General features: G+C 66.8%; 19 protein-coding genes. 10 read left to right on the forward strand and 9 right to left on the reverse strand.

Annotated elements, in window-relative coordinates; genetic code table 11:
- Positions 1-100 precede the first annotated feature (100 nt).
- From cckA to ACVILH_RS17945, 4 genes are all read left to right on the forward strand, one after another.
- Positions 101-2671: a cell cycle histidine kinase CckA gene (gene cckA, locus ACVILH_RS17930; protein ID WP_456714065.1), complete on the forward strand. Its 2571-nt coding sequence runs from the start codon at positions 101-103 to the stop codon at positions 2669-2671.
- 155 nt (positions 2672-2826) lie between these two features.
- A complete protein-coding gene (locus tag ACVILH_RS17935) occupies positions 2827-3813 on the forward strand; it encodes a Tim44 domain-containing protein (protein ID WP_456717014.1) in 987 nt (328 codons plus the stop codon).
- A gap of 170 nt (positions 3814-3983) precedes the next feature.
- The gene (locus tag ACVILH_RS17940; protein ID WP_456714066.1) at positions 3984-4661 is read left to right on the forward strand and encodes a lectin; all 678 of its coding nucleotides are present in this window, start codon (positions 3984-3986) and stop codon (positions 4659-4661) included.
- 54 nt (positions 4662-4715) lie between these two features.
- On the forward strand, positions 4716-5420 hold the full coding sequence (locus tag ACVILH_RS17945; protein ID WP_456714067.1) for a glutathione S-transferase: 705 nt from the start codon (positions 4716-4718) through the stop codon (positions 5418-5420).
- A 74-nt stretch (positions 5421-5494) separates the two neighbouring features.
- On the opposite strand, the gene ACVILH_RS17950 is transcribed toward ACVILH_RS17945, so the two are convergent.
- From ACVILH_RS17950 to ACVILH_RS17960, 3 genes are all read right to left on the reverse strand, one after another.
- A complete protein-coding gene (locus tag ACVILH_RS17950; protein ID WP_035648579.1) occupies positions 5495-5707 on the reverse strand; it encodes a hypothetical protein in 213 nt (70 codons plus the stop codon).
- 161 nt (positions 5708-5868) lie between these two features.
- Positions 5869-6282 carry a hypothetical protein gene (locus ACVILH_RS17955; RefSeq protein WP_456717015.1) on the reverse strand — a complete coding sequence of 138 codons (414 nt, stop codon included), beginning with the start codon at positions 6280-6282 and terminating at the stop codon, positions 5869-5871.
- A 216-nt stretch (positions 6283-6498) separates the two neighbouring features.
- Entirely contained in the window at positions 6499-6822 is a 324-nt protein-coding gene (locus tag ACVILH_RS17960) for a hypothetical protein (RefSeq protein ID WP_456714068.1), read from the reverse strand.
- 177 nt (positions 6823-6999) lie between these two features.
- Here ACVILH_RS17960 and ACVILH_RS17965 point away from each other — a divergent pair, with 177 nt between their 5' ends.
- The 4 genes from ACVILH_RS17965 (at position 7000) to ACVILH_RS17980 (ending at position 10493) form a co-directional block, all read left to right on the forward strand.
- On the forward strand, positions 7000-7197 hold the full coding sequence (locus ACVILH_RS17965) for a hypothetical protein (RefSeq protein WP_456714069.1): 198 nt from the start codon (positions 7000-7002) through the stop codon (positions 7195-7197).
- A 7-nt stretch (positions 7198-7204) separates the two neighbouring features.
- Entirely contained in the window at positions 7205-7507 is a 303-nt protein-coding gene (locus ACVILH_RS17970; protein ID WP_456714070.1) for a type II toxin-antitoxin system RelE/ParE family toxin, read from the forward strand.
- A 215-nt stretch (positions 7508-7722) separates the two neighbouring features.
- On the forward strand, positions 7723-9378 hold the full coding sequence (locus ACVILH_RS17975) for a fumarate hydratase (protein WP_456714071.1): 1656 nt from the start codon (positions 7723-7725) through the stop codon (positions 9376-9378).
- Between the two features lie 434 nt (positions 9379-9812).
- Entirely contained in the window at positions 9813-10493 is a 681-nt protein-coding gene (locus ACVILH_RS17980; RefSeq protein ID WP_456714072.1) for a DUF429 domain-containing protein, read from the forward strand.
- A gap of 1052 nt (positions 10494-11545) precedes the next feature.
- On the opposite strand, the gene ACVILH_RS17985 is transcribed toward ACVILH_RS17980, so the two are convergent.
- The 5 genes from ACVILH_RS17985 to ACVILH_RS18005 form a co-directional block, all read right to left on the reverse strand.
- Complete coding sequence (locus tag ACVILH_RS17985; RefSeq protein WP_012028651.1) at positions 11546-11842, reverse strand: hypothetical protein; 297 nt, start codon at positions 11840-11842, stop codon at positions 11546-11548.
- Between the two features lie 115 nt (positions 11843-11957).
- Positions 11958-12509 (reverse strand): inner membrane-spanning protein YciB, encoded by a 552-nt coding sequence (locus tag ACVILH_RS17990; RefSeq protein WP_456714073.1) that lies wholly within the window; start codon positions 12507-12509, stop codon positions 11958-11960.
- A gap of 24 nt (positions 12510-12533) precedes the next feature.
- Positions 12534-13118, reverse strand: a complete 585-nt coding sequence (locus ACVILH_RS17995; RefSeq protein ID WP_456714074.1) for a hypothetical protein — start codon at positions 13116-13118, stop codon at positions 12534-12536.
- Between the two features lie 230 nt (positions 13119-13348).
- The gene (locus ACVILH_RS18000) at positions 13349-13942 is read right to left on the reverse strand and encodes a septation protein IspZ (protein WP_456714075.1); all 594 of its coding nucleotides are present in this window, start codon (positions 13940-13942) and stop codon (positions 13349-13351) included.
- A 63-nt stretch (positions 13943-14005) separates the two neighbouring features.
- Complete coding sequence (locus ACVILH_RS18005; protein WP_456714076.1) at positions 14006-15412, reverse strand: carotenoid oxygenase family protein; 1407 nt, start codon at positions 15410-15412, stop codon at positions 14006-14008.
- Between the two features lie 109 nt (positions 15413-15521).
- On the opposite strand from ACVILH_RS18005, the gene ACVILH_RS18010 reads away from it, so the two are divergent.
- On the forward strand, positions 15522-16244 hold the full coding sequence (locus ACVILH_RS18010) for a TetR/AcrR family transcriptional regulator (protein WP_456714077.1): 723 nt from the start codon (positions 15522-15524) through the stop codon (positions 16242-16244).
- A gap of 45 nt (positions 16245-16289) precedes the next feature.
- Entirely contained in the window at positions 16290-16967 is a 678-nt protein-coding gene (locus ACVILH_RS18015; protein WP_456714078.1) for a DUF6321 domain-containing protein, read from the forward strand.
- On the opposite strand, the gene ACVILH_RS18020 is transcribed toward ACVILH_RS18015, so the two are convergent.
- Entirely contained in the window at positions 16964-17575 is a 612-nt protein-coding gene (locus ACVILH_RS18020) for a hypothetical protein (RefSeq protein WP_456714079.1), read from the reverse strand. The genes ACVILH_RS18015 and ACVILH_RS18020 overlap by 4 nt on opposite strands.
- Positions 17576-17590 lie beyond the last annotated feature (15 nt).

The raw sequence follows: 17590 nt of genomic DNA on the forward strand, positions 1-17590 counted from the left end.
GCTTGACGGGCTTGCGCTTGACCCGTCGATTCAGGCAGGTGGAAGCGGGAGCCGCGTGAACGGGCTGGGGCTCCTAGCCGACAGGTCGCGTCCTCACGCCATGAGCGCCGATAAAGACAACGAAGCGTCACCGGACCAGGTGAGCCTGCCGGAGCGGCCGCGCCGCAGCGGCAGCATTCTGCTGATCCTGCTGGTGGCGTTCGGCCTCGTCGCGGTCGCGATCGCGCTGATGACGATCGGCCGCAACCAGGCGCAGCCCTATATTCTCGGCCTGCTGTCGCTGCTCGCCACCGTCGGCCTGTTCAACCTGTTCGCCTTTGCCGCCGGCATCGTCCGCTTCGCCGACAAGGCGACGGATGATCCCGTGATGGGCGCGATCGCCGATCACGCCTTTGACGGGCTCGCGGTCACCGATGCGCGCGGCCATGTGGTCTACGCCAACGCCGCCTATCTCAGCATGACCGGCGCTGCGAGCCCACAGGAGGCGCGGCCGGTGGAGCGCGTCTTCATCGGCAATCCCGATGTCTCCGAGGCCGTGTTCCGCCTCCTGAAGGCGGCGCGCGAGGGCAAGCGGCAGCAGGAGGAGGTGCGTATCACTGCGGCCGAGGGCGGCCAGGGCCGTTGGCTGCGCATGCGCGTGCGCCCGCTCGGCCAGACCAAGCGCTACGCCCGCTACGCGGTGTGGTCGATCGCCGACATCACGCGGGATCGCGAGCGCCAGGAGGACGTGTTCCAGGAGCTGCAGCACGCGATCGAATATCTCGACCATGCGCCGTGCGGCTTCTTCTCGGTCAATCCCGAGGGCAGCCTTGTCTACGTCAACGCCACGCTCGCCAACTGGCTCGACTATGATCTCGCCGAGATCGGTTCCGGCGGGCTGAAGCTCGTCGACGTCGTCTCCGGCGACGGCGCCTCGCTGCTGACCTCGATCGTCGCGGTGCCCGGCGAGGTCCGCACCGAGGTGTTCGACATCGACCTGAAGATGCGCGGCGGCAAGACCATGCCGGCGCGGCTCTATCACAAGCTTGCCTTCGGCGCCGACGGCAAGCCGGGCGCCTCGCGCACCCTGGTGATCAGCCGCGCCCGCGACGAGCGCTCCGATCCGGAGCGCGCCGCCGAGGTGCGCTTCATGCGCTTCTTCGACCATACGCCGATGGCGATCGCGACCGTCGACCGCGGCGGCGCCGTGGTGCGCGCCAATGCGCGCTACGCCAAGCTGGCGCAGAGCGTCAGCGGCGATCCGGCGGCGGCGAAGTCGATCTTCCGCACCGTCAGCCAGCGCGACCGGCACCTCTTGATCGCCGCGATCAATCAGGCCTCGGAAGGGCAGGCGGACATTCCGCCGGTCGAGGTGATGCTGGAGGGCGCCAAGGAGCGCTTCGGCCAGTTCTTCGTCACCGCCGTCGACGAGGACGAGCGCGAGACGGAAGCTGCGATCGTCTACATGCTCGAGACCACCGAGCGGCGCGCGCTCGAGAACCAGATCAACCAGTCGCAGAAGATGGAGATGGTCGGCCAGCTCGCGGGCGGCATCGCCCACGACTTCAACAACGTGCTCTCGGCCATCATGATGGCCAATGATTTCCTGCTGAACGCGCACAAGCCGACCGACCCGTCATTCCAGGACATCATGCAGATCAAGCAGAACGCGACGCGCGCCGCGACGCTCGTGCGGCAGCTGCTGGCGTTCTCGCGCAGGCAGACCCTGCGGCCGCAGGTGCTCGATCTCGGCGACGCGCTGTCGGATCTGACCATGCTCTTGCGTCGGCTGATCGGCGAGAAGGTCAAGCTCGACCTCGTCCACGGCCGCGACCTCTGGCCGGTGAAGGTCGACGTCTCGCAGTTCGAGCAGGTGATCGTGAACCTCGCGGTCAACGCCCGCGACGCGATGCCCGACGGCGGCAAGCTGTCGGTGCGCACCGCCAATGTGACGGCCGAGGAGGCGGCGCAGGGCGGCTACAAGGGCATGCCGGTCGCCGACTACGTCAAGATCGAGATCAGCGACACCGGCACCGGCATTCCAGCCGAGATCCGCGAGAAGATCTTCGAGCCGTTCTTCTCGACCAAGGAGGTCGGCAAGGGCACCGGCCTCGGCCTGTCGACCGTCTACGGCATCATCAAGCAGACCGGCGGCTTCATCTATGTCGACAGCGAGGTCGGCAAGGGAACCGCGTTCCAGATCTTCCTGCCGCGCCACATCGTCGTGCCCGAGGTGCAGCCCGAGCCGCACGCGACCAACGGCGCCGCGAAGGAAACAGCTCCGGCCGCCGAAGCGCCGAAGCCGCGCGCCGACCTGACCGGGCAGGGGACGATCCTGCTGGTCGAGGACGAGGAAGGCCTGCGAGCGCTCAACGCGCGCGGCCTGCGCTCGCGCGGCTACAGCGTCATCGAGGCCTCCAACGGCATCGAGGCCATGGAGGCGCTGGAGGAGTGCAACGGCGAGCTCGATCTGGTCGTCTCGGACGTCGTGATGCCGGAGATGGACGGGCCGACGCTTCTGAAAGTGATGCGGGAGAAGAATCCCGACATCAAGATCATCTTCGTGTCGGGCTACGCCGAGGACGCGTTCGAGAAGAGCCTGCCGGAGAACCAGCAGTTCGCCTTCCTGCCGAAACCCTTCACGCTCAGCCAGCTGGTCGCGGCGGTGAAGGAAACAATGGCGCCGCAATAGGTTACCAGAGGAGCCGGACAAGGCGGGCGAGCGGGATCATCCCGCGACCCAGAGCCGCAGCCGCGCGGCTTCGTGCCGCCTTCCTTTTCGGCCCGGACTGCCCATCTTACGGGCATCCCCATTCCGGGGACTTATGGGAAACGAAGATGAGCTTCATGCAGCGCAAAAGCGGCCTCCTCAAGGCGATGGCCGTGGCCCTTTCCTTGGCGCTGCCGACGGTGCTCGCCGTCTCGGCGGCCGACGCCCGGATCGGCGGCGGCTCCAGCTCGGGCTCCCGCGGCACGCGCACCTTCTCCGCGCCGCCTCCGACCGCGACCGCGCCGGGATCGGCGTCGCAATTCAATCGCACCATGACCCAGCCGGGCCAGTCTGGCGGCTTCAATCAGGCTGCGCCCTCGCGCGGCGGCCTATTCGGTGGCCGTGCCGGTGGTCTCCTCGGCGGTCTCGCCGCTGGCTTCCTCGGTGCCGGCCTGTTCGGCATGCTGTTCGGCGGCGGCCTGTTCTCCGGACTCGGCGGCTTCGCCTCGATCATCGGCCTGATCCTGCAGGTCCTGCTGGTGGTGGTCGTCGTGCGGTTCGCGATGTCCTGGTGGCAGCGCCGCAACCAGCCGGCCTACGCCGCTGGTCCGACGCCTGGCCCCAATGACGGCCAGCAGAGCTTCCGCTCGGGCCTTGGCGGCCTCGGCGGCGGCCTGGGTGGTGGCTTCGGCGGCTTCGGCGGCGGCAGCAACCAGCCGCCGCTGCAGATCCAGCCGGCCGACTACGAGGCGTTCGAGCGGCTGCTCGGCGAGATCCAGTCGGCCTGGTCGAACGAGGATGTCGGCCGCCTGCGCCTGCTGTCGACGCCCGAGATGGCCTCGTATCTCGAGCGCGATCTCGAGCAGAATCAGGCCCGCGGCGTCGTCAACAAGGTCACCGGCGTGAAGCTCTTGCAGGGCGACCTGGCCGAGTCCTGGCGCGAGAACGGCGCCGACTACGCCACGGTGGCGATGCGGTTCACGCTCGCCGACAAGACCATCGAGCGCGCCTCGGGCCGCGTGGTCGAGGGCTCCGATCAACCGCAGGAGGTCACCGAGGTCTGGACCTTCCTGCGCCACCCCGGCGCCGACTGGCAGCTCTCGGCGATCCAGCAGGTCAGTTGAGCCGAGCGATAGCAACGAATATCAGGCGCCGCGGAGCGATCCGCGGCGCCTTTGTTTTGCGCCGGGTGCGGAATAATCCAGCCCCCAACGGGTTCCATGCTCACGAACGACATCGCGTCCAAGCGATGCGCCAGCACCCGTCCAAGAACAGGTCCACGAGGGAGGACAATATGACACCGCTCCGCAGCATCATGATCGCGAGCGCGTTGCTCGCCGCAGCACCCGGCCTGATCGCGACCGCATCCGCCGATAGCGCCGATATGAGCTTCTTCCTGACCAGCAACGGCCCGGGCAATGGCGGCAATCTTGGCGGCCTCGCCGGCGCCGATCAGCACTGCCAGGCCTTGGCGCAGGCGGCAGGCGCCGGCGCGAAGACGTGGCGCGCCTATCTCTCTACCCAGGCCGCTGACGGCCAGCCCGCGGTCAACGCCCGTGACCGCATCGGCAAGGGACCGTGGCAGAACGCCAAGGGCGTCGTCATCGCCAAGGACGTCGCCGACCTGCATAGCGCGTCGAACAATCTCACCAAGCAGACGGCGCTGAGCGAGAAGGGCGAGGTCATCAACGGCCGCGGCGATACGCCGAACCGCCACGACGTGCTGACCGGCTCGCAGGCCGATGGAACGGCGTTCGCCGCCGGCGAGGACCGCACCTGCCGCAACTGGACCAGCTCCACGCAAGGCGCGGCCATGGTCGGCCATTCCGACCGCATCGGGCTGCGCGACGACGAGCCGTCGAAGTCGTGGAACACCTCGCATCCCTCGCGCGGCCCCGACGGCGGCTGCTCCCAGGCCGATCTGAAGAGCACCGGCGGCGACGGCCTGCTATACTGCTTCGCGGCGAACTAACCGCGTCCCGTCTCCGTCGCATCACGTATGGGCGCATCACATCGAGGATGGCCCATGCGTTATGAATTGTACTACTGGCCGATGATCCAGGGCCGCGGCGAATATGTCCGGCTTGCGCTCGAGGAGGTGGGGGCCAGCTATCGCGACGTGGCGCGCGAGGAGGGCATCGCGGCCATGACCGCGATGCTCGAGGCGGAGAGCGATACGCCGCCGTTCGCGCCGCCATTCCTCAAGGCAGGTCGGCTCGTCATCGGCCAGACCGCGAACATCCTGTTCTTTCTCGGCGGCCGCCACGGACTCGCGCCGAAGGCCGAGGCAGGCCAGCTCTGGGTGCACCAGCTGCAGCTCACGATCACCGACTTCGTGGTCGAGATCCACGACACGCATCATCCGCTCGGGCCGACGCTGTACTACGAGGACCAGCGCGCGCCTGCCAAGAAGCGCACCGCCGAGTTCTGGAGCGAGCGCGTGCCGAAATTCCTCGGCTATTTCGAGCAGATCCTGGCGAGAAGCGGCGGCGCCTACGTCACCGGCCGAAAGCTGACTTACGTCGACCTGTCGCTATTCCAGATCATCGCCGGCCTGCGCTACGCCTTCCCCAACCGGATGAAAGCGTTCGAGCGCAACATCCCCGGCCTCGTCGCACTGCACGACCGCGTCGCTATCAGACCGAGCATCGCAGCCTATCTCGAAAGCGACCGCCGCATCCCCTTCAACGAGGACGGCATCTTCCGCCACTACAAGGCGCTGGATGCGTGAGGATCCAACACGTATGACGGCGCACGCCCGGGGGCGCCGCCGTCATACGAAGTTGGCCTGATGGTGTGGGGTCTTCAGGCGATGATGTCGACGCGCGTGCCCTGGCCGGGCGGCAGCGGCGGACGCTGAGCCTTGTTCTCGGCAGCGTTCTCGTCGCCGGTCTTGTCGGCCTTGAACGACTGCGTCTGTTGGCTCTGCGCCTGTTGCGTCTGCTGCTTGTTCGTCTCGGTCGAGACCGGCGGCGGTGAGGGCGGCGGTGAAGACGTCGAAACGCTCGAAACGGACATGGTCCAGCTCCTCGCTTGGTGTTGGGCCAAGCGTCACCATGTCCAACCAAGGAAGAGTCAACCGGATCGGTCGAATTGTCTGCAACTGTGAGTGGCGGCCGCCATTAGTGAACGGCACGCTGATCGCCGCGCAGAAACCGGCGGCACCCTGGTCCGCCGGTCTATTGATCCTTGCTGCGGGTGATCGTGATCGACGATTCCGTCTTGGTCCTGGTGCAGCGCATGTCGAGCCGGCGGTAGCGGCTGGGGACGTCGTCGCCGCGGAAGATGCCGAGCCGGCGGTAGCAGCGCGAGACGCCGCGCGCCATGTCGTCCTTCGGCAAAGTGAACACGATCGCCGCCGCGCTCGCCATCAGCTCAATGAAGGCCGGCGGCGGCTTGCGGTCGGTCTTGCCGAACAGCTGGCTGGAGAAATTCTTCGACGAGCAGCCGAGCGTCAGCTCGCGCGCCTTCGGATGGGCGAGATAGACCGTGCCGGCCGCGGTCTGGCCGATCTTGATGCCGTCGATGCCGTTCTTCAGCTCCTTGGCGACGTCGTCGCAACGATCCGCCCGCGCGGCCTGCGGCGCGAGCATCGCGCCGAATGCGATGAGGATGACAAAGCCGGCCGCGCGGCCAAACGAATAAAGATATGATTTCATTCCAAATACCCCCGCGCCATTGTCGCGTGCGCGCGGAAGTCATGCAAGCGCGATGCGCCGCAGCCGCACAACATCATCGGCGGGTGTGGCCGCGTGTCGACGGACCGCAGCCACCGTGCCGTGCGGCGCAATCGCTATGTCAGCAATTCGCTACGTCAGAACGTGCAGCGGCCCGGATGCGACAGTGAGACGCCCGGCGGCGCGACGCTCGCAATCATTGCCGTAGGTCTGGAAGTTACAGCCACACACCGGCATGTAGATCCTGTTGCAAAACGTCGGCGTGCGGCGGCACACACCCATCATGTCGAACCGGCCACATTGGCCGGCCGGAAACTCGCAAAACAGCCCGGCATTGCAGGGAATGCCGGCAAAGCCGCCGCAGGCCCGCCCGGGACCGACGGCGCCGGCTTGGCCAGGGAGCAGGGTGATCAGGGCGAGCGCAAAACTGATCGCAACACAGAGACCTCGTGACATGACGCCTCCAGAATGAAAATGAATAGGACAACAATCTCAGGTTACATTTCTTGGCACTCTCTTGCAATCCGTCTCGACGGCTTGGCTGAACCAGCCGGCATCGCTCTGTTGGCCGTTCTTTTCGTTCTGTGCTGAAGCTGCTATGCTTCAATCATGACAACGTTACTCGAGCAGGCTTTGCAGCAGGTTCAACGGTTGTCCGCAGACGATCAGAACGCTGCGGCCGGCGCACTGCTTGACTACGTCAAGCACATGCGTGACGTCAGCCTGTCTGATGCGCAGCTCGAGGAAGTCCGCCGCCGCCGGGCCAATCCCGATCGGAAGATCGTGTCACACGCGGAAGCGCGGGATCGCATCGGCAGGCTGGGGTCCTGATCCTTCAATGAAGCTCGTTTTCGATGATCAGGCCCTTGCCGATATCGAAGACATCTTCAGGTGGATCTCTCAGGATAGTCCCGCGGCGGCGAAGGCCGTCGTCGACCGACTGCTGGGCAGCATCGAGCTGCTGATCTCGTTTCCGCTGATCGGTCGCGTCGGGCGTGAGCCCGGAACCTTCGAGTGGGTCGTTCCGCGACTTCCTTATATCGTCGTCTACGAACTCCATCAGCAGGCAGATCAGGTGTTGATCACCGCTGTGTTTCACGGCGCGCAGGATCGTAGCCGAGATACCGAAGATTCGGAGTAGGATTGTAAACACAGCAGGGCGGTCGCCCCGCAGGCGCATGCAGCTTCCCTGAGCCGATCCCTTCCCATCAAACACCGCTCTTCAGGCCAAACTAGGCATGGTCCCGCCCCGGTGCCGCCATGCCGAACCATCTGTTGCGCCCCAACGCCAGGGTGATATCAGACCTGTCAAGACCGCTTTGGGCGGCCATCTTTAGAACCCCTGCGAGATTCGCCATGAACGCGCCCACCGCTTTCCCCGACCAGTCCAAGCCCGTCCCGCCGTACAAGCACACGCCGCTGTTTCCGCTCGGGCCGGACACCACGCCCTACAAGAAGATCACGACCGAGGGCGTGCGGGTCGAGAAGGTGCTCGGACGCGACATGCTGGTTGTGTCGCGCGAGGCGCTGCGGACGCTGTCGGAGGCCGCCTTCGGCGAGATCAACCACTTCCTGCGCCCAGGCCATCTGAAGCAGCTGCGCAGCATCCTGGAGGATGCGGAGGCCAGCCCGAACGACAAGTTCGTCGCGCTCGACTTCCTGAAGAACGCCAACATCTCTGCCGGCGGCGTGCTGCCGATGTGCCAGGATACCGGCACCGCGATCATCATGGGCAAGAAGGGCTGCAACGTCATCACCGACGGTGACGACGAGGCCGCGCTCTCCGAAGGCGCGCGCGACGCTTATCTGCGCCGTAACCTGCGCTACTCGCAGGTCGCGCCGCTCTCGATGTACGAGGAGAAGAACACCGCCAACAACATGCCGGCGCAGACCGAGATCTACGCGGAAGGCGAGGACGCCTACAAGTTCATGTTCATGGCCAAGGGCGGCGGCTCGGCCAACAAGAGCTTCCTGTTCCAGGCGACGCCGTCGGTGCTGACCAAGGACCGGCTGCTGGCGTTCCTGAAGGAGAAGATCCTGACGCTCGGCACCGCCGCGTGCCCGCCTTATCACCTCGCCATCGTCATCGGCGGCACCTCGGCCGAGCTGTGCATGAAGACGGTGAAGCTCGCCTCCGCCCGCTATCTCGACGCGCTGCCGACGCAGGGCTCGGCCGACGGCAATGCCTTCCGCGACCTTGAGATGGAGCAGGAAATCCACAAGATGACGCAGTCGCTCGGCGTCGGCGCCCAGTTCGGCGGCAAGTATTTCTGCCATGACGTCCGCGTCATCCGCATGCCGCGGCACGGCGCGTCGCTCCCGATCGGACTCGGCGTGTCGTGCTCGGCCGACCGCCAGGTGCTCGGCAAGATCACCAAGGACGGCGTCTATCTCGAGGAGCTCGAGCATCATCCGGCGCAGTATCTGCCGGAGGTCGAGCAGGCGCTCGGCGGCGAGGTCGTGAAGATCGATCTGAACCAGCCGATGAAGGACATCCTCGCCACCTTGTCGAAGAACCCGATCAAGACCCGGCTGTCGCTGACCGGCACCATGATCGTCGCCCGCGACGCCGCGCATGCCAAGCTGCGCGAGCGCCTCGACCGCGGTGAGCCGCTGCCGGACTACTTCAAGAACCATCCGGTCTACTACGCCGGCCCCGCCAAGACCCCGGACGGCTACGCCTCCGGCGCGTTCGGCCCGACCACCGCGGGCCGCATGGATTCCTTCGTCGACCAGTTCCAGGCGGCCGGCGGCTCGATGGTGATGGTCGCCAAGGGCAACCGCGCGCCGGCGGTGCGCGAAGCGTGCAAAAAGCACGGCGGCTTCTATCTCGGCTCGATCGGCGGCGCGGCGGCGAACCTCGCCGAGCATTGCATCAAGAAGGTCGAGGTCGTCGAATATCCCGAGCTCGGCATGGAAGCCATCTGGCGCATCGAGGTGGTGGACTTCCCGGCCTTCATCATCATCGACGACAAGGGCAACGACTTCTTCAAGGAGCTGAACCTCGGCTGAGGTCCGGCGGGGAGTAGCGTTTGTTGCAGCGGCCGGGAGAAGTTCCGGCCGTTGGTATGTGGGGCAGGGCGGGGCGTCGAGCTTAACACGTCGAGAGCTCTGACTGGATTTGGGAGCCGAGAGCTTCGGCCCGCACGGTGCGCTCCCCTCCCCCTTGCGGGGAGGGGTCGGGGGTGGGGGTCCGCGAATCCCGCTCTATCGAGGGTAACAGATTGCTAGGTGCGAAGCGGACTGGCTCTTTCGACGCTGATCTATCTAAATGTGCGCTCCGCGAAGTTCAGCGCCCGGAGACCCCCACCCCCGACCCCTCCCCGCAAGGGGGAGGGGAGCGCACTGCCATCGTGGTGGGCAGCTCGGCTCCGACGCCGAGTGAATGAGTTCACGGTGCCAGCAAGAAGAGGCAAGGCCGACCGGCGCATTGGGAGTTGAACGCAATGCATCCCCAACGCTTCATCGGCCTCGACGGCTTCTCGCGCGGCTGGGTCGCTGTGTCGATCGAAGGCGACAACCGCGACGTCGCTTTCCCCGCCGACGTCACCACCGCGCTCGCATCTACGTTCACCCGCGCCTTCATCGACATCCCCGTCGGCATGACCGCCGACGGCACCCGCGCCTGTGACAAGCTCGCGCGCGAAAAACTCGCGCCGCATCGCTCCCGCGTCTTCACGGGCGCGCGCCGCTGGCTGTGGGAGGACTACAGCGATCCCGACGAAGCCAACCTCGAAGCCACGCGTCGCGGCCAGCCGCGCGCCTCGCGCCAGCTCTGGCATCTCGGCCGCAAGATCATGGAGGTCGACGCCTTCGTCCGCGCGCATCGCGACCTCGATGTCCGCGAGGCGCATCCCGAGCTGGTGTTCCTGCGCCTCAACGGCGCGCCGCTGCCGTCGAAGAAGACGGAGCAGGGCGCCCGGCTGCGGCGCGACCTGTTAGCCGCGGCAGGCTTCTCCGGCATCGGCGATTGGCTGACCCGGGCCCGCCTGGGCACCGGCGCCAAGCCCGACGACGTGCTCGACGCCTGCGCCGTCGCGCTCGCCGCCCGCGACTGCGTAGGCTGCGTGCCGGAGGGCGAGCCCGTCCGCGATGCCCATGGCGTGCCGATGCAGATCTGGTTCTGAACGCGGCATGCGGCCGTGACGCGGCATCTGGCCCCCACAGCGGCTCCAGACTCCGCCGTCAGTCCGGGGCGACGCGCGCTGCGCGGCGAGCCCGGAATCCACTTCGCCGCGCAGTCCGCCGCAGGACGGAGTCCGGGCTCGTGCTGCGCACGCCCCGGAATGACGGAGGAGAGAGTGGGACGTCCGCGGAGCTGTCCGCCTCGAGCCGAGATCTTCAGCGTCTCCTTAATCCTGCACTCGGAAAAAAATAATTATCTTGCTATTTTCCGGAAATCGTGTTTTTCTCTCGCCATCCCGTCCCATGCAAGGGGCGTTGCGCGCGATCGTCACGACACGCGGGGCGGGGAGCGATGGCCATGATCGAGCCGCAGCGTGTCCTGAAGCGATGCGCGGACGAACGGCTCGGCGCGGACGGGAAGTCGCAGCGGCCTGACACCCCGAAGCTGGTGTCTCCCGCGCAATGCGCAAGCATTGCCGCGGCATGGTGGCCAACACGCCGGCGCACCAGGGCGACTGCGTATAACCGGAAAAACCATCGCGCAGGGAAGGCCGGGCGTTTCTCGGCTGCACCTGTGGTACCTGCCGCCTGCATTCTTTCTCGCAGGCGGGCCGCAGGCGTCAGCCGACGCCTGGCCTTCCCTGCGCCCTTTGCGTTGTCGAGGGGCATGACGATGCATCCCTCGGGCGTTATCAGCCGCGAGGTCGCGGACGCTTGTCCAGGCTGTTTGAAATGTGAAGCGGGGCTGCCGCGGCAAAAAACGGTGTCGTCCCGGCCGCGAGCCGGGACCCATACGCCGCGGCGGATGTGATGGGCAAAAAGCTAGTCACCAGCCTGCCTCGAACCGCTCCCTGGGGGGATGGGCCCGGCTCGCAGGCCGGGACGACGGCAGAGGACGTGGCGCTGTAGGGTGGGCAAAGCGGCCGCCCGAAAGGGCGGTCGTGTGCCCACCGTCTGTCTGCGCATTCGGAGGGAATGGTGGGCACGGCGCGGATGCCATCTCGCCCTTCATCAGGCAGCTTGGCGCGCCTTTGCCCACCCTACAGAATGATGCTCAGCCGCGGGCGCCGGTGAACGGGAAGCTGCCCATGAAGCCGATGCCCATCTCGCCCGAGATCGTGTCGCCGGCGACCTTGCCCTTGAAGTCGAGGGTCAGCGGCATCGGGCTGGTGATCGAGACCTTCCAGGCGACGTCGTCGCCGTTGACGGTGCCGTCGAAGATCTCGGCGGAATCGCCTTCCGCCGCCTGGGTGCCGGTCAGCGTCGAGCCGGAGCTTGTCAGGCTCAACGTCGCGCTGCGCTCGCCCATCGGCGTGTTCAGGGTCAGATTCCAGTTGCCGTCCACAGCCATCGATCGTTCTCCTGGCGTTGCCATCCCCCGCCGCGAAGCAGCCTTCGAGCGGGCCTTCGGGCGCCCCTATAGCGCATCTTGGCGCATAAGCCCAATGCGGCGATCAGGCCCTTGTTCAAGCCCTGGCGGCGCGCAGGCGGTTGGCGACGACGAAGCGGAAGGCGATGAACTGCAGGGCGAAGGCGGCGACCTTGGCGCCGCCGGCAACCACGGTGATGTAGAGCACCCACAGCTTGATGTCGCCGGTCATGGCGACCGCGACGGTGCCGAGCCCGAGCGCGAACATCAGCGCCGCCCAGGCGTAGCCGGCGACGGTGACATATTCCGGAATGGTCTCCGCGACGATCGGCGGCACGTAGCGCAGCATCCAGCCGCGCTTGAGCATGACGAGGCCGATGGCGAAATGGCCGATCGCGGGCTTGGCGAACATGAAGCGGGGATCGTTGGTCAGCAGCGTCACGCCGCCGAGCACGATCACGAGCGCGACGCTGGCATAGGCCATGAAGCTGAGGCTGACGCCCTTGATGCGGGCCCAGACCACCTGGACGATGGCGACGCCAACCGCGGCCGCGGTGGCCAGCACGACGTCATCGGTGGCGATGTAGAGGATGAAGAAGACGGCGGCAGAGAGGAAATCGGCCGTCAGCTTCGTAAACACGTCTTTCACGCACGTCTCCCTGGGACCAAACCGTCACGAATCCTGGCCGGACATTGCGGCAGCAGTCTGCGCGGCGATGTCTTTCGTCTTACGATACTCAGGATACCAGCGCGTGAAATAAAGTGCACTGTTGCGGGCGGCGAAGGCAATGGCGAGGCCGGTCCAATAGGGCAGGCCGGGGACGTACAGCGTCATCAGGTTGCCGACGATCATCAGCAGCGCAGACGCCGTCCAGGCGCCGCTGATGACGTAATTGGCGCGCAGAAAACCGGGAATCGCCGCGGTTTCCGGCGGCACGGCCTCGATCGCATATTGCAGGGTGAACGGCATGCGCAGCAGCATCGAGCCGAGCGACAGCGCGAAAATGCCGCAGTCGACCGCGAGCCGCACCGCCGAGGCGCTCATCTCCGGCTCGACCAGCTGGAGGTAGGCTGCTACGGCCGCGAACACGATCGCCGAGCCGAGCCCGAGAATCTTGACCGACCGCCCCTTGATGACGTCGAGCGCCACCACCGCCAGGCACAGCGCGGTCGCCACCGCCAGGCTGAGCGTGGCCGAGACCACCATCATCAGCGCCGCGTAGACGCCGTAGGGCGCGAGGATGAGGAAGATCGTCATCGGTGGCTCCTCCCGAACCCATCTTTACAATGGAAAGATGTGTACGGGGAGCAGCGCGCCGGGTCAAGCGAATCTTGACGGTGTCAAAATGTTGTGAGAAGCGAGGTATGACTGTTTTATTTCAATTGCTTACAAGCAATTCGGGCGCCGGCACGCCAACCGTGCGTCCGGCGCTCTGCGTTGGCCGTCCGTGCGCAAAGGATCCGGCGCAGGATGGCCTCCAGCCATCCCTAAAGCAGCTGGAGGCCGAGCAGCCCAGCCTGGCCACCGGCCGCGAGCCGGGCGGCACGGATGCGACGCCGGACGAGTACGCGGAAGGTGACGAACTGGATCGCGAAGGCCGCGATCTTGGCGCCGACCGCCACGACCGAGATGTACAGCGCCCACAGCTTCAGATCGCCGGTCAGGGCCACGGCGATGGTGCCGAGGCCGAGGGCGAACATCAGCGCGGCCCAGGCATAGCCGGCGACGGTGACCGCGCCCGGGATGTTGTCGGTCACGATCGGCGGCACATAGCGCAGCATCCAGCCACGCTTGAGCATGATGAGCCCGACCGCGAAATGGCCGATCGCCGGCTTGGCGAACATGAAGCGCGGGTCGTCGGTGAGCAGCGTGATCGCGCCGAGCACAACCACCAATGCGAGGCTCGCCTGGGTCATGACGTTGAGCGGCCGGCCCTGCATTCGCGCATGGACGAGCTGTCCGATCGCCACCGCAATCGCGAGCGCGCTTCCCAGCGCCGCGCTGCCGGTGGCGAGGGTGAGCACGAAAAAGACGATGGCCGAGAGGAAGTCGGTGCACAGCTCGATCAAGGCGTGTCGCATGGATGTCTCCGATGTGTTCGGCGATGGCGGGTGTGTCGCGGAGATGGTCGTCGCAGCGCCGTGTCAGGCCGCGCCGACCCAGTTGCCGTGGAAGCCGTCGGGCACGCGGTGGCCGAGATGCACCAGCGCGGTTGGTCCGCTGCCGATGTCGGTCGCGTTGAACACCGCGAGGTCGGAGGTGTTCGTCCCGGCGCGCCAGACCACGGTGAGCAGCCAGCCACAGCCTTCGGCGGCGTCATGGCTGCACGGCACGAACACCGGCTCAGACAGGCTGTCGCCGTCCGGCAGCCAATAGGTGCCGCGGCGAGTGCCGGCGCCGTCGACATGGGCGAGGCCGGAGAGTGCGCCGAACAGCGGGCCACGCGGATTGGCGCAGGCGTACCAGCCATGGCCGCTCACGAGCCCGGCACGGCGGTCGTCGATGCGCGGGAATTCGCCGGTGAGATCGTCCAGATAGGTTTGCGTGAAGCGGTCGCTGCCGCCGTCGAGATCGAAGCTCCAGCGGCCCAGCCGCGCGCGCGACTTCGTGGGATCGGTGGGGCGGCCATCGGGATGTGGAAACAGCGGCGGCTCGTCGAACTGCATCACGTCGGCGACGATGCGGCCGCCGTCGTCCCAGGCGTTCATGATGTGAAAGACGTAGCAGGCGTCACCGCGAAACCAGACGATGTCCTTGATGTCGCCGCTCCGCTTCATCACACCAACATAGGCGCCCTTGTCCGGCTCCCACGCATAAGGCGGCTTGCCGGACATCGCGCGCTGCATGCTGCCGGTGAGCGGGAGGATCGGAAACAGGACGTGGTTCGCGGTGACGATGAAGTCATGCACCATGCTGGCATAGGGCGCCTCGAAACGATTGAGGCGCGTCAGTTGGCCGGCGGCGTCGATGGTGCCGTAGGACAGCGCCGGCGTCAGCGGGCCCGCCGCGTTGTAGCCGAAGAACAGCAGCTCGCCGGTCAACGGATCCGTTTTCGGATGCGCGGTGAAGGCGCCGCGCAGGCGGCCGCCGAAATCCTGGTAGCCGGTTGTCGCCAGCGTGCCGGGCTCGATCTCGGTTGGCAGATGCGCCTCCTCGAGCGCGAGCAGCCTGCCCGCATGCGCAATGATGTTGGTGTTGGCGACGCCGCCATCGGTGACGTCCTCCGGCGCGTCGGGCAGCTTGCGGCCGAAGCCGCCGAACAGCGCGCGGCCAGCCTTGCGCTCGGCCTCGAATTTCGGCGTGCGGACCCAGCGATTGCGATAGGAGGCGCGGCCGTTCTCGAGATGGAAGGCGTGCAGCATGCCGTCGCCGACGAACCAATGCGCGCCGGGCGAAGAGAACTGCGGGTTGGGGCCGTTGCGATAGAGCGTGCCATTGAGCTCACGCGGCAGCTCGCCGGTGATCGTCAGGATGGGCGCGTCGCATTCGAACGGGATCGGCCCGATGTTGTTGCGGGTCTGTGGTGCCGTCATCTCAAAGCCGTCGCTCATGGCCGTTCCTCCGGTTTATCTTTACGATGTAAAGATAAACCTATCGGGTGGCTGCAGGCCGGTCAAGCCGAATCTTTACGCTGTCAAAATTGTCTGTATAAGGAGGCTCATGACGACCAAGACAGAACAGGCTCGTGCACAACCGCGACGCGCCGCAGCCTCGGGAGCGAGAGCGCGGCCGCGCACGGCGGGCAGGCCGACAGGCGAAGCGGCGACGCCGTATCATCATGGCGCGCTGCGCGATGCGTTGCTGGAAGCCGCCGAGCGCGTGCTGGAGCGCGATGGGCTCGCCGGCCTCACCTTGCGTGCCGTGGCGCGCGAGGCGGGCGTGTCGCATGCGGCGCCGACGCATCATTTCAAGGATCTCACCGGCCTCGTCAGCGAGCTCGCGGCGATCGGCTTCACGCGCTTCAACGCCGCGATGAAGGCGGCGGGCGAGCAGCCAGGCACGCTGATCGAGCGCGCGATGGCGCGGGCGCATGCCTATGTGGCCTATGCGCAGGCCAATCCCGGCATGTACGGGCTGATGTTCCGCACCGAGCGGCTCGACTATTCGCGCCCCTCGCTGCACGACGCGGCGGAGGCCTCGTTCGCCGGTCTGGCGGGCTCGGTGGCCGCGCGCAGCGAAGGGCAGGCCGGCGGAGAGGAGCTGTCGATCGATCAGGCTGCGGCGATCGCTCGCGCGTGGTCGCTGGTCCATGGCTATACGATGCTGCTGCTCGACGGCCGGCTCGCCGACATCCTGCGCCGCTCGCCCGCGGGCACGACGGCCGATTCGCTGCTCGATGCGATGTTGCGGGCCACCGTGCCGAGGCTGCCGCCGGGCGCGTAGGTCGTCGCACCGGAAACCGGCGCGGGGATCATGCGTTGATCACGCATGGCACGATCACCCCGCGCTCCCTGGAGCAAGGCCAATCCGCGCAAGCGCGCCGGCAAGGCCTCCACCCATCTGACATCCGCCGAGAAGGCCACGGCCAAGGCCCGCGCCCGCCGCGCCGGCCGGCCCTATCCCAATCTGGTCGACAACATGCGCGTCGCGGCCAAGAAGGCGGGCAAGACCAAGACCAGCGGCCGCAAGCGGTCGGCTGCAAAGGCCACGACCAAGAAGGTCACGACCAAGAAGGCCGCAAGCAAGACGCGCGCGGCATCCTCGGCCAAGACGCGGTCCGCACCGCGCAAGGCGAAGCCGCGCAAGACGGCCAAGCGCAAGCGCGAGAAGGATCCACGCGGCGGCCTGACCGCGGCGGGACGCCAAGCGTTCGCCGAACGCGAGGGCGCGCATCTGAGGCCGGGCGTCAGCAAGAAGGTCTCGGAGATGACTCCGCAGGACATGCGGCGCAAGGGCAGCTGGGCGGTGCGCTTCTATGGCCGCGATCCGCTGCCGCCGCTGCTCGACGCCAAGGGACGGCCGACCCGGCTCGCGCTCTCGGCGCATGCCTGGGGCGAGCCGGTGCCGCGAACGGTCGCCGCCGCACGCAAGATTGCCGCGAAGGGCGAGCGGCTGCTCGCGCGCTATCATCGCATCAAGGACAGACGCGCAGGCAGCACAGGCTAGGGCAAAGCGAGATCGATCGCGCGGCCGCGCGTGCCCAAGACCTTCACCTTGTCCTTGCCACAGGCGAAGCTCCGCGCGCTCGCATCGGCCGCCTGCCGCGCCAGCTCGTTGGCGTTGGCATTGGCGGCCGCATCGACATAGGCGACGTGGCACACCGGTCCCGGCGGCAGCCGCGTCACCACCAGAAGCGGCTTGTCCTTCGGCCCCTTCTTGCCCTGGTCGTCATTGTCGGCGATCTGCCAGCGCTGGATGATCGCGAACGGCTTGCCGTCGGCCATGCGCCATTCGATGGTCTTGCCGGCGGAGTTGAACGGGCCGAACCAGGTCTGCGCGGCAGGCTCCTTGGCGGCGGCGCTGATGGTGCGCCCCACCGACACGGTCTGGCGAAGATCACCTTCGGTGACCAGCACGATAAGTCCGTCCTTGCCCGGGCAGCTCTGCGTCGAGCTGTCATTGTCCGGCTTGCCGATCGTGCGGCAGTCCTTTTCGGCCGCGGAGGTGTAGGCGCTGGCGACGGTCTCCGCGCGGGCAGGATTGAGCCAGGTCCAGCAGAGCAGGAGCGCCGCACCGATTCGGACCGTCGCGCGATGACTGAAGGATTCGGACATGCGGTGGCCCGTGAT

It is taken from the genome of Bradyrhizobium sp. USDA 4353, from assembly GCF_054063215.1.